Origin of the sequence: Pseudonocardia sp. DR1-2, assembly GCF_023717215.1 — a bacterium.
Classification (GTDB): Bacteria; Actinomycetota; Actinomycetes; order Mycobacteriales; family Pseudonocardiaceae; genus Pseudonocardia; species Pseudonocardia alni.
Window position 1 is genome coordinate 272,406 of sequence record NZ_JAMQOF010000005.1, and the last position, 12,444, is coordinate 284,849.

General features: G+C 75.6%; 10 protein-coding genes. 7 read left to right on the plus strand and 3 right to left on the minus strand.

The genetic code is table 11. The annotated features are described in order from the left end of the window. Positions 1-22 precede the first annotated feature (22 nt). Complete coding sequence (locus ND486_RS16990) at positions 23-1,828, minus strand: NAD(P)/FAD-dependent oxidoreductase (protein WP_251785105.1); 1,806 nt, start codon at positions 1,826-1,828, stop codon at positions 23-25. Positions 1,829-1,986: 158 nt separating this feature from the next. On the opposite strand from ND486_RS16990, the gene ND486_RS16995 reads away from it, so the two are divergent. From ND486_RS16995 to ND486_RS17010, 4 genes are all read left to right on the plus strand, one after another. Then, positions 1,987-2,643, plus strand: a complete 657-nt coding sequence (locus ND486_RS16995) for a response regulator transcription factor (protein WP_208821864.1) — start codon at positions 1,987-1,989, stop codon at positions 2,641-2,643. Between the two features lie 4 nt (positions 2,644-2,647). Continuing rightward, on the plus strand, positions 2,648-4,108 hold the full coding sequence (locus ND486_RS17000; RefSeq protein WP_251785106.1) for a HAMP domain-containing sensor histidine kinase: 1,461 nt from the start codon (positions 2,648-2,650) through the stop codon (positions 4,106-4,108). Beyond that, positions 4,105-5,067 carry a TAXI family TRAP transporter solute-binding subunit gene (locus tag ND486_RS17005; protein ID WP_251785107.1) on the plus strand — a complete coding sequence of 321 codons (963 nt, stop codon included), beginning with the start codon at positions 4,105-4,107 and terminating at the stop codon, positions 5,065-5,067. The genes ND486_RS17000 and ND486_RS17005 overlap by 4 nt, the downstream gene beginning before the upstream one ends. 91 nt (positions 5,068-5,158) lie before the next feature. After that, entirely contained in the window at positions 5,159-6,535 is a 1,377-nt protein-coding gene (locus ND486_RS17010; RefSeq protein WP_251785108.1) for an Nramp family divalent metal transporter, read from the plus strand. Positions 6,536-6,626: 91 nt separating this feature from the next. Here the strand turns inward: ND486_RS17010 and ND486_RS17015 are convergent, their stop codons facing one another. Then, the gene (locus tag ND486_RS17015; protein WP_251785109.1) at positions 6,627-7,430 is read right to left on the minus strand and encodes a DUF1684 domain-containing protein; all 804 of its coding nucleotides are present in this window, start codon (positions 7,428-7,430) and stop codon (positions 6,627-6,629) included. Between the two features lie 49 nt (positions 7,431-7,479). Beyond that, positions 7,480-8,307: a hypothetical protein gene (locus tag ND486_RS17020; protein WP_251785110.1), complete on the minus strand. Its 828-nt coding sequence runs from the start codon at positions 8,305-8,307 to the stop codon at positions 7,480-7,482. Positions 8,308-8,406: 99 nt separating this feature from the next. Between ND486_RS17020 and ND486_RS17025 the strand changes: the two genes are divergently transcribed. From ND486_RS17025 to ND486_RS17035, 3 genes are read left to right on the plus strand one after another with little or no spacing between them, the layout of a single operon-like run. Further along, positions 8,407-10,278, plus strand: coding sequence for a hypothetical protein (locus tag ND486_RS17025; RefSeq protein WP_251785111.1), 1,872 nt, complete (start codon positions 8,407-8,409; stop codon positions 10,276-10,278). Between the two features lie 47 nt (positions 10,279-10,325). Next, positions 10,326-11,615, plus strand: a complete 1,290-nt coding sequence (gene dinB, locus ND486_RS17030) for a DNA polymerase IV (RefSeq protein WP_251785112.1) — start codon at positions 10,326-10,328, stop codon at positions 11,613-11,615. A gap of 49 nt (positions 11,616-11,664) precedes the next feature. After that, on the plus strand, positions 11,665-12,399 hold the full coding sequence (locus tag ND486_RS17035; RefSeq protein WP_251785113.1) for a Clp protease N-terminal domain-containing protein: 735 nt from the start codon (positions 11,665-11,667) through the stop codon (positions 12,397-12,399). Positions 12,400-12,444: the final 45 nt, after the last annotated feature.

The window sequence follows — 12,444 nt, forward strand, 5'->3', positions numbered from 1 at the left end:
ACAGGTCTCTCCCGCTCGGCGGTCAGGAGAGGTGGTGGCGCTCCTGCAGCGCGTAGACGGGGGTGTCGATGCCCGCCTCACGCGCCTTGAGCTGCAACGCCAGGTACAGCGAGTAGAACCGGCTCTGGTGCAGGTTGCCGCCGTGGAACCACAGGTTCTGCTGCTGGGTGGGCTTCCACATGTTGCGCTGCTCGCCCTCCCAGGGACCGGGGTCCTTGGTCGTGTCCGAGCCGAGGCCCCACACCTTGCCCACCTTGTCCGCGACGTCCTGGCCGACGATGTCGGCGGCGAGGCCGTTCATCGACCGGTAGCCGGTCGCGAACACGACGAGGTCGGCGTCGAGCTCGGTGCCGTCGGCGAGCCGCACACCCTTCTCGGTGAACTCCTGCATCTGCCCGCGGACCAGCTTCACCTTGCCGTCGGCGACGAGCTCGGCGGCACCGACGTCGATGTAGTAGCCCGAGCCCCGGCGCAGGTACTTCATGAACAAGCCGGAGTCGTCGTCGCCGAAGTCCAGCTCGAACCCGGCCTCCTCCAGCCGCCGGTAGTAGTCCGCGTCGACCTCGCGGGCCTTGTCGTAGGCGGGCTTCTGGAAGGTGTGCATGATCCGGTACGGCAGCGACGCGAAGATCATGTCGGCGGTGTGGGTGTCGACGCCCGCCTTGACCGCGCGCTCGGAGTAGAGGTCCCCGAGGCCGTACTCCATCAGCGTGTCGGACTTGATGATGTGGGTGGACGAGCGCTGCACCATGGTGACGTCGGCGCCGACCTCCCACAGCGATCCGCAGATGTCGAACGCGGAGTTGTTCGACCCGATGACCACGACCTTCTTGCCCCGGTAGGCGTCCGGGCCCGGGTGCTGCGACGAGTGCTGCACCTCGCCCCGGAACTGCTCCCTGCCCGGGAAGTCGGGGATGTTCGGCTTGCCGGAGACGCCGAGCGCGATCACCAGCTGACGCGGGCGCAGGGTGATCTGCTCGCCCGCCTTGTCGACGACGACGCTCCACCGGCCGGACGCCTCGTCGAACTCGGCGCTGCGCGCGGTGGTGGAGCCCCAGTAGTTCAGCTCCATGATCCGCGTGTAGAACTCCAGCCAGTCGCCGATCTTGTCCTTCGGCGCGAACACCGGCCAGTTGTCCGGGAACTTCAGGTACGGCAGGTGGTCGTACCAGACCGGGTCGTGCAGGGCGAGGCTCTTGTAGCGCTTGCGCCACGAGTCGCCGGGCCGCTCGTTGCGCTCGACGATGATCGTGTCGACGCCGAGCTGGCGCAGCCGGGCGCCCAGCGCGATACCGCCCTGGCCGCCGCCGATGATCACGACCTCGGGGTCGCGGGTGCGCCCCAGCTCGGCCAGCTCGGCCTCGCGGCGCTCCTTCCAGGTGACCCGGTCCGGGTTGGCGCCGTGCTCGGTGCCGAACGGCCGGTTCTCCCCGCGGGGCTCCTCGTGCCCCTTGAGCTCGTCGAGGGTGGTGAGGAAGGTCCACGCCTTCCCGTCGACGATGCGGACGTGCCCGGAGCCGCGCCCGACGGCGGTCTCGAAGGTGAACCACCCGTCGGTGACGCCACCGGCCTCGGTCGGCTCCTTCGACAGTTCCCAGTGCGACGGGTCGGTCGCGTCCAGGGTGTGGGTCAGCAGGTCGCGGACGCCGTCGTGGTGCTCGACGGTCTTCATGTTCCAGGTGAACGCGACCAGGTCGCGCCAGTAGCTCTCGTCGGCGAACAGCGCGACGGCGCGGTCGATGTCACGGGCGGACAGGGCGTCGGCGAAGGCGGTGAGCCAGCCCTCCGCGGTCGTGCGTGCCGCCGTCTTCTCCTGCGTGGTGGTCACGGGCACCTCCTGCGAGCGGTTCGCCACGACCGGGGCGGCGCTCGCCGTCCTGCCGCGGTCGTCGGGGCAACGGAGCCGAGTGAACACCACACGCGTGATCCACGACACCGGTTGCGGGGAGGTTGCAACCGCCGCGCGGTGCGGCAAGCTCGTGCCCTGTGCGGGTGCTGGTGGTCGAGGACGACGCGGGCGTGGCCGGCGCGGTGGTCGACGCCGTGCGGGCCCGCGGGCACGGCGTGCTGCACGCGGCCACCGCGGCCGAGGCCGCCGAGCTGCTGGGCGAGGCCGAGCTGGTGCTGCTCGACCTGGGCCTGCCCGACGGCGACGGCCTGGGCCTGCTGCACCGCCTGCGCCGGACCTCGGCGGTGCCGGTGATCGTCCTGACGGCGCGCTCGGCCGAGCACGACGTCGTCCGCGGCCTGCACCTGGGCGCCGACGACTACCTGGTCAAGCCGGTGCGGTTGCGCGAGCTGCTGGCCCGGATCGACGCCGTCGCCCGCCGGGTCCCGGCCGGGACGGCCGCCCCCGGGGTGGTCGAGGCGGACGACGTGCGCGTCGACCTCGACGCGCGGCGGGTCACCGTCGGCGGCACCGAGACCGCGCTGACCGCGACGGAGTTCGCGGTGCTGGCCGCGCTGGCCCGCCGCCCCGGGGTCGCGGTGAGCCGCCGCCAGGTGCTCGAGGAGGTGTGGGGCGACGGGAGCATGGCCGCGTCCCGGTCGCTGGACGTGCACGTCGCCGCGCTGCGCGCCAAGCTCGACCGGCCCGGGCTGCTCGCGACGGTGCGCGGGTTCGGCTTCCGGCTGGGCCGGTGACGGCGTGCGCCGCCGCCTGCTGCTGGTGCTGTCGCTGTTCTCCCTGCTGACCGTGGCCGCGTTCGTCGCCCCCCTGCTCGACCAGCGCGCCACCGCGCGGGCCCAGGTGTGGACGCTGACCCGGTCGGACGACCTGGACCGCTTCGTCGCACTCGCCGCGCTGGTGGCCGGGGGCGACGACACGGTGCGCGACGACCTGGACCGCGGCGCCCGCCGGCACGCCGAGCTGTACGGCGAGGGGGTGCTCGTCGTGGACGCGCAGCGCCGCACCGTGGTGTCCGCCGGTCTGGGACCCGGCGACCCCGGTGTGCCCGCGGCGCTCGACGCGGCACTGCGCAACCAGCCCGCCGACGCGCCCGCCCGGCTCACCCCGTTCGACCGGGACCCGGTGCTGCTGTGGCAGCCGGTCGGCACCGGCACCAGGGCCGACGGCGCCGTGCTGCTGCGCGCCGACCCGTCGCGGGCCGCGTCCGACGTCACCGTGACGTGGGTGCTCGTGCTGGCCGGGGCGCTGGCCGCCGCGGCGGTGTTCGCCGCGATCGCGCTGCTGCTCGCCCGCTGGGTGCTGCGCCCGGTCGGGGCGCTGGCCCGCGGGGTCGGTGCCGTCGCGCAGGGCCGGGCCGGGGAGCAGATCACGGTGTCCGACGGGCCGGTGGAGCTGCGTGCGCTCGCCGAGTCGTTCAACCGGATGTCGGCGTCGGTGCGGGCCGGTGCGGAGGAGCAGCGGCGGCTGGTCGCCGACGCCTCGCACCAGATCCGCAACCCGCTCGCGGCGCTGCGGCTGCGCGCGGACGGCCTGGACCCGCACGTCGGGCCGGGCGGGCGCGCCGCCTACGACTCGACGCTCGGCGAGGTCGACCGACTGGAACGGCTGCTCGACGGCATGCTCGGGCTGGCCTCCGCGGAGGCGACGGCCTCGGCGGTCGCGGCCGGTGCCGCGGACCCGGCCCGGTGCGACGCCGGGCTGGTCGCCGCCGGCCGGGTCGACGCGTGGCGCCCGGCCGCCGACGCCGCCGGGGTCGTGCTCGACGGACGCGCCGGCCGCCTCGACGGGGGGCCCGACGACGGGCCCGACGACCTGACCGACGACGGGGTCGACGTCGGGGTCGACGTCGGGGTCGACGTCGACTGGCCGGACACCGACCTGGAACAGGTGCTGGACGTGCTGCTGGACAACGCGGTCCGGCACACCCCGGCGGGCACGACGGTGCGGGTGCGCTGGGCGGGCGGCCCGGACGGGGTCACGGTCTCGGTCGCCGACGACGGCCCCGGCATCGCCGGGACCGACCTCGGCCGGGCCCGGGAGCGGTTCTGGCAGGGAGCCTCCCCCGGCGCCGGTGGCAGCTCCGGGCTGGGGCTGGCGATCGCCGACCGGCTCGCCGCGGCGCACGGCGGGCGCCTCGACCTGGGCCCCGCCGCGGGTGGCGGGTTGCTGGCCACCCTGGTCCTGGGGCAGGCGCGGTGACCGGGCCGCGGGCGGCGTCCCCGGGGGACACGGCCGCCCGGCTCCCCCGGCGCACGGTCCTCGGTGGGCTCGGGCTGCTCGCCGCGTGCTCCCCCGGCCCGGACGCCGCGCTGCCGCTGGCCGCCGGCGAGCCGGGTGGGTTCTACGCCGAGTTCTCCGCGCTGCTCGCCGGGGTCGCCGCCGCGGCCGGACCGGCGCTGCGCCCGGTCGTCACCGGCGGGTCGCGGGACAACGCCGTGCTCGTCGCCCGCGGCGGGGCGGCCGTCGGGCTCGCGCTGACCGACCTCGTGCTGGCCGCGCGGGCCGGGGTCGCCCCGTTCACCGCGCCGCTGGAGCTGCGCGCGATCGGCCGCGTCTACGAGAACTACCTGCAGCTCGCGGTGCGGGCCGACACGCCCTTCACCCGGCTCGCCGACCTCGCCGACCGGCCGGTGTCGCTCGGCGCCCCCGGGTCCGGCGCCGCCCTGACCGGGGCCCGGTTGCTCGCCGTGTCCGGCACCCGGGTCCGGACCCGCGAGCTCGACCTCGCGACGGCGACGGCGTCGCTGGCCGACGGCCGGATCGACGGCTTCCTCTGGTCCGGCGGGGTGCCGACCCCGGCCGTCGGGGAGCTCGCGGCACGCCGGGCGATCCGGCTGCTGCCCCTCGCCGAGCACCTGCCCGCCCTGCGGGCCCGGTTCGGCACCGGCCCCTACACGGCGGCGGCCGTCCCCGCCGGGGCGTACGGCGCACCCGGCCCCGTCGCCACCGTCGGGGTGGCGAACCTGCTGGTCGCCGCGCCGCGGCTGCCGGACGCCGACGCCGGCGCCGTGGCCCGCCTGCTCGTCGAGCGTGCCCCCGACCTCGTGCCCGCCTCGGCGCTGGGCACCCAGTACCTCGACCAGCCGGCGCTGGTCGACACCGGCGACGTGCCGCTGCACCCCGGGGCCGCGGCCGCGTACCGCGAGCTGCACGGATGAGACTCCCAAGACCCGGTTAAGAACCGCCGGGCGGCGCCGGGCGCGCTCCTACCGTCGCGTCACCACCTCCGGCGCAACGAGGAGCCCGAGCATGAGCAACGACGCCACCGGACTGCAGCGACACCCGTCCGAACCCCTGATCCCACCGACCGGGCGCGCCCGGTTCCGCAGCCTGGGCCCCGGTCTGCTGGCCGCGGCGACCGGCGTCGGCGCGGGCGACCTGGTCGCGACGATGGTCGCGGGCGCCCAGTACGGCACGGCACTGCTCTGGGCAGCGGTGCTCGGCACCGTCCTGAAGCTGGCGCTGGGCGAGGGTGTCGGGCGCTGGCACCTCGCGTCCGGCTCGACGCTGCTCGACGGCTGGCGGCACCTGGGCCGCTGGGCGACCGGCTTCTTCGCCGCCTACATCGTGATCTGGGGCTTCGTCTACGGGGCCACCGCGATGTCGGCGGTCGGGCTGCCGCTCAACGCGCTGTTCGGCGGGCTGTCGGTGCGCTACTGGGCGATGATCGCCGGCGTCGTCGGCCTGGCCCTGGTGTGGGCGCAGCGCTACCACGTGTTCGAGAAGTTCATGACCGTGCTGGTGCTGGTCAAGTTCGTGTCCGTGGTGTCGGTGGCGGTGCTGGTGTCCCCCGACCTCGGGGACCTCGCGACCGGGCTGGTCCCGACGCTGCCCGCCGGGTCGACGGTCTACGTCCTCGGCCTGATCGGCGGCGTCGGCGGGACCATCACCATGGCCGCCTACGGGTACTGGATGTTCGCGAAGGGCTGGAAGGGCACCGGCTGGCTGTCGATGATGCGCCTGGACAACGCCGTCGGCTACACGATGACCGGCGTCTTCGTCGTCGCGATGCTCGTCGTCGGCTCCACGATGCTGCTCGGCCAGGACCTCACCGAGAACGACCGCGGCCTGCTGACCCTGGGCGAGGCGCTCGGCGCGAGCTACGGCGAGTGGGCCCGCATCCTGTTCCTGGTCGGCTTCCTCGCGGTCACCTCCAGCTCGCTGTTCGGCGTCTGGAACGGCGTGAGCCTGCTGTTCGCCGACCTGGTCCGCACGCTGCGCCTGCCGCACGGGAAGGCCGCCGCGACCGCCGGCACCGAGGCCGCCGTGGGCGGGACGGCGACCGTCGCGGCCGACGGCGAGGCCGCGGGCGGGAGCCGCGAGGGCACGTTCGTCTCCACCGTCGTCGAGCGGTCGCGGCCCTTCCGCGGCTACCTGCTCTGGCTGACCTTCCCGCCGATGATGCTGCTGTTCATCGACCGGCCCTTCGGGCTGACCCTGGTCTACGGGGTGCTCGGCTCGGTGTTCATGCCGTTCCTCGCGGTCACCCTGATGCTGCTGCTCAACTCGCGGCGCATCCCCGCCGCGGGCCGGTCCGGGTGGCTGTCGAACGTGCTGCTCGGTTCCTCCTCGGCGCTGTTCCTGACGCTCCTGGTGACCGACCTCCACCAGCGCTTCTTCTCCTGAGCGGGTCGCGGGGTCGCGGCGTCGGCCGGCAGGTCCGCGATCCCGCGCGGGGCGGTTCGGGCAGGTCAGGACCTGCCGGGCGTCCGCCCCGTCAGGCCGCGCCGGGAGACGACGGGGTCCGCTCGCCCGCCTCGACCGGCACGTCCAGGGTGTTGCCGGCGGGCGGCAGCGGGCAGGTGGCGTGGGCGGTGAACGCGCACGGCAGGTTCACCACCCGGTTCAGGTCCACCTCCAGCGTCCCGTCCGGCGCCGGGTCGTCGGTGCGCAGGATGCGGCCGCCGCCGTAGGTGGTGTCCCCGGAGGTGGCGTCGCGGAAGTGCAGCGACAGGCCGCCGTCCTTGCCGGCCAGCGCCACGAGCCGCTGCGGAGCACCGGCCCAGGTGAACGCGACCTCGCCGACCGCGGTCGGGAAGTGCTGCAACCCGGCGACGACGGCGTCCACCGTCACCGTCCGCGGCGCGTCGTAGGGGGTGAACACGGCGTCGACGACGGCGGCCGGGTCGTAGGGCCAGGCGGGCACCCCGGTGAACGCGGTCCGGGTGGGGGCCTGCGGGTCGCGCACGCGCAGCGCCCACGAGTCGGTGCGCCGCGCGATCTCGACGACCCGCTCCCCCACCGCGACCATCACGCCGGGGGCGCCGTCGACGGGCCGGACGTGCGCGGTGCCGTCGAGCGGGCCGGTCGCGCCGGGCAGCACGACCCCGTCGGCCGCGACGGCGGTGACCGCGACCTCGTCGGGACCCGCGGCGCGCCAGGTCCCGGGCAGCCCGGGGACGGCACCGTCACCGTCGTCGAGCCAGTGCAACGCGGTCAGGGACAGCCAGCCGTGCGGCTCGCGGAGGGTCTGCTCGCGCGCGGCGCGCCACGCGTCGTGGGCGGTGAGGGTGCTCGTCATGTGGGGGCAACACCACAGCCGGGCGGAGCTGTTCCCCCGGTGCCGCGGCTCAGTGCACGCGGCGGCGGACCGACTCCGGGTCCGGGCGGGTCAGCGCGATCACCCCGCCGAGCGCGACGAGGACCCCGGCCAGCGCCGCTCCCTCCCAGCCGGGCCGGATCCGGTCGCCGAGCAGCGCGATCCCGACGAGACCGGGCACGACCACCTCGGTCACCGACAGCACCGCCGTCGCCGGGCCGACGGCGCCGTCCTGCAGGGCGCGGGCGAAGGCCAGCACCCCGAGCACCCCCATCGCGACGACGCCGTACACCAGCGGGTCGAGCAGCAGGCTGCCCGCGGTCTCCCACCGGAGCGGGCCGGGGTGGATCGCGCGGACGGCCAGCGCGGTCCCGCCGAAGCCCAGCCCGGCCAGCAGCGCCAGCAGCATCGGCCGCCCGGCCCGCCACACGAACGGGGCGGCGGCCAGGATCACCACGAACGACACCAGCAGGACCGGGGTGGCCACCGGGGGCAGCGCGTCCGGGCGGTCCGGCGCGGCGCTCGCGGCCACCACGACCAGCCCGGCCAGCACCGCGACGACCGCCCACCGGTCGCGCCGGATCAGGTTCCACGGGTTCCAGTCGTGGTCGGCCAGTGTGGTCAGCGCGATCGCGCCCGCCAGGATCGACTGCACCGCGAAGACCGGCAGGTACCGCAGCGCGACGACGGTGAGCACCCAGGCCACGACGTCGGCGAGCAGCCCGGCCAGGAACCACGGCTGGAGCCACACCGGGCGCCCGTACTTCGCCAGCCGGCTGCCGCGGGCCTCCCAGAGGGCGGCGACGGTGTTGCCGACCATCGCGGTCGCGGCGATCAGCAGGGCGAACAGTGTGGTCATGTCCGGGCCCATCCTGCCCGCCCGCGGCACGACCTGCTCCGGACACGCCGATCGGCGCCCGTGGGTGTGTGGCCGGTGCCGGGCGTGCACACTCGGCCCATGCGCATGCGGTTCGGCCCGGACTCCGACGACGAGTTCCACGCGGCCGCCCAGGAACTCCTCGACGGGTTCGCGGCGTGGCTGACCGAGAACGAGGTGGTCGCCGAACCGATGTCGGCGGAGCTGCTGCTGCAGTACAAGTGGCTCGCCGGCGACGGCGACCTCGCCGACTGGCCGCTGGAGCACGTCGAGACCTTCCTCGACGGCTGGTGCCCGCACATCGTGCTGGAGCACCGGCTGCCGGTGCGGCTGGTGCCCGCCAGCGTCGCCGCGTTCGTGGAGTTCCTCGACGAGCGCGGGCTGCTCGCCCCGGGCTCGCCGCGGCCGTCGCAGGTGCGGCGGCTGTGCGGCGAGTACGTCGAGGAGTACGACGAGCTGGAGGCCGGGGCCGGGTCGCCGCTGCTCACCGAGCTGGGTGACGACCCGGACCCGGTGCGGATCCCCTCGCCCGCCGACCGGGCGGCGTCCGCGGCGCAGGCCCGGATCCTGCACGACGCGCGGGCGCTAGCCGGCTGGTGCGGCCCGCGCGGCCGGTCCCTGACCGCGACGGGCAACCTGCGCCTGGCCGACGCCCGCGAGCTGGTCGGTCTGCTCGGCACCGGCGACGAGCCGGACCGTGTCGTCCGCCTCGACCGTTCGACCCGGCTGCGGACCCTGACCTGGGTGCTGGAGACGAGCGTGCGCGCCGGCGCCGTCCGGCGGGAGTCGGGACGGCTGGTGGCGGTGCCGCGCTTCGCCGGGCTGGACGACACCTCCGCCCACGAGGACCTGGTGCTCGCCGCCCGCGAGGTGGGCGCGCTGTCGACGGGCTGGCCGCACGTCGCCGCCGAGGACACCGCGGACCCGGACCTGCCCGTCCGGGAGGCCGCGCCGACCCCGGTCGACGACACCGCACCCGACGCGGACGTGGTGTTCACCGGCGAGATCGACGACGAGGCGATCGAGGCGCTGCTGCGCGCCGAGGGGGGTCCGCCGTCGGAGGACGCGACCCCGGCCCTGCTGTTCCTGCTGCGCCACGTCGACGACGGCGTCGACCACGACGACCTGCGCCACGCCCTGGACGTGCTGCTCGACTGGACCGAGGACGCCGACGGGGACGCCGACGTCGCCTCGCTCCGGACCGCGACGCTGCTGGAGCAGCTGGAGCGGCTCGGGTTGGTCGAATGGGCCGGGTCGCGCCACGAGCCCGACGGGGCGGAGGAGGTCCGGGTCGGCGGGATCGTGCAGCTCACCCCGGGTGGGGTCGCGTGCGCGCTGCTGCTGCTCGCCGCGGAGGACCTGCACTACCCGACCCGGCCGGACCCGGCGGTCGCCTCGGCCGCGGAGATCGTCGAGCTGGCCGGGGAGGTCCCGCCCGACGAGTGGCGCCGCGACATCGACGCCTGGCACGCCGCGCAGCCCGATCCGGCGCGGGCGGTGGCCGAGTTCGTGGCGGCGGCGCTCGCACCGGGCCAGACCCTGCTCGTCGCCCTCACCGCGACCGGCGTGGCCGCGGACCGCTTCGGCGCCGAGGCCGTCGACACCCTGCTGCACGACCACCTCGACGGCCCGCACCGCGGCATGGTGGCGCGCCGGCTGGTCGCGCGCGGCGAGATCGACGCCGACGCCGTCGAGCCGGAGCTGCTGCTCACCGCCTCGATCGACGTGCTGGCCGTCGCGCTGGACACCGTCGACGCCGAGGACTGGCCGGACGCGTTCGCCGCCGAGTTCCCGCCCGAGACCCTCGAGGTGTTCGACGCCGTGTGGCAGCTGGACCACCCGCGGGTCGGCGAGGTGCTGGCCGCGCTCGGCGAGCACCACCCGGACGCCGCGGTGGCCAAGGCCGCACGCCGGGCCCGGGAACGCTGGCGCAGCCGGACCGGGGGCGCCTGAGCCGTCGGGCGCAGCCGCTCGCCGCGGACCCCGACGCATGCGAACATGTGTTCGTGCGCGGCCTGGCCACCATCCTGCATGCCGACCTGGACTCGTTCTACGCGTCGGTCGAGCAGCGCGACGACCCGCGCCTGCGGGGGCGGCCGGTGGTCGTGGGCGGCGGTGTCGTGCTGGCCGCGAGCTACGAGGCGAAGGCGCACGGCGTGCGGACGGCCATGAACGGCCGCCAGGCGCGGGCGCTGTGCCCGCAGGCGATCGTCGTCCCGCCGCGGATGGCGGCCTACTCCGAGGCGAGCCGCCGGGTGTTCGCGCTGTTCCGCGACACGACCCCGGAGGTCGAGGGACTGTCGATCGACGAGGCGTTCCTGGAGGTCGGCGGTCTGGCGAGGATCGCGGGCACGCCCCGGGAGATCGCCGCGCGGCTGCGCGAGCGGGTGGCCCGGGAGGCGGGGCTGCCGATCAGCGTCGGCGTGGCCCGCACCAAGTTCCTCGCCAAGGTGGCCAGTGGGGCGTCGAAACCGGACGGGCTGCTCGTCGTCGACCCGGCGCGGGAGCGGGAGTTCCTGCACCCGCTGCCGGTGCGCAGCCTGTGGGGCGTCGGGGCGGTGACGGCGGGGCGGCTGCACGAGGTGGGCGTGCGGACCGTCGCCGACGTCGCCGCGCTCGGCGAGGCCGCGCTCGTGTCCTACCTGGGGCCGGCCGCGGGACGGCACCTGCACGCGCTCGCGCACCTGCGGGACCCCCGCCCGGTGGACACGCACCGGACACGCCGCTCGATCGGGTCGCAGCGGGCCCTGGGGCGCCGCCCGCGCACCGACGCCGAGCTCGACGGCATCCTGGCCTCGACCGTCGACCGGCTGGCCCGGCGCCTGCGCGCCCCCCGCGGGTCCGACCGCGACGAGCCGGACGAGACCCTCGACATCGACGGCACGTCCGGGCCACGCGACGCGGGTGGGGCCGCGACGGGCGGCCGGGTCTGCCGCACCGTCGTGCTGCGGGTGCGGTTCGGCGACTACGCCCGGATCACGCGGTCGCACACGCTGCCGGTCGCGACCGCGCACACGCCGACGATCCTCTCCGCCGCCCGCCGGCTGCTGAGCGACGCCCTTCCCGAGATCCACGCCCGCGGCATCACCCTGCTCGGCCTGTCGCTGACCAATCTGGACCGCGACGACGCCCTGCAGCTGGAGCTCCCCCTCGACGCCCACGCCGGTCCGGCCCTGGACACCGCGCTCGACGCCGTCCGGAGCCGGTTCGGCTCGGCCTCCGTCGGCCGCGCCAGCCGCCTCGGCCACGACGAGGGACTGCAGGTGCCCCTGCTGCCCGAACACGAGTGATCGTCAACCCGAGGTTGACGGAACACTGTCGTCAACTTACGGTTGACGCATGACGTCACCGACGCCCCTGGGGGGCACCGTCCGCCTCGACGACCTCATCCACGCCATCACCTCGGTCCACCAGGACCCGCTGGAGCAGCTCTCCGACGCCGTGCTCGCCGGGGACCACCTCGGCGAGGTCGCCGACCACCTGATCGGCCACTTCGTGGACCGGGCCCGCCGTGCCGGGGCGTCGTGGACCGACATCGGCCGCAGCATGGGGGTCACCAAGCAGGCCGCGCAGAAGCGGTTCGTCCCCCGTCCGGACGCCCCGGAGAACATGGCCCAGGGCTTCGAGCGGTTCACCCCGCGGGCCCGCAACGTGGTGGTCTCCGCGCAGAACGAGGCCCGTACGGCCGGGAGCGACCGGATCACCCCGGCGCACCTGGTCCTCGGGCTGCTCGCCGAGCCGCAGGGGCTGGCCGTCGCGCTGCTGACCGGACTGGGGACCGACACCACGGCGCTGCGCGAGACCGCGGTCGCCGCGCTCCCGGACCGGGCGACGACGGTGCCCGCCCTCATCCCGTTCGACCCGGCCGCGAAGAAGGCACTGGAGCTGACCTTCCGGCACGCACTGCGGATGGGGCACAACTACGTCGGCACCGAGCACGTCCTGCTGGCCCTGCTGGAGCAGGAGGACGGCGACGGTGTCCTGACCCGGTCGGGAGTCGACGGTGAGCGGGTGGAGCAGGCCGTCACCGAGGCGATCGCCGCGATGACCGGGGGCGGGGCCGGGGAGAGCTGACTGCGCAGCCGTGGTGCACCGGATCCGGCAGCCGGGCCGGGGCAG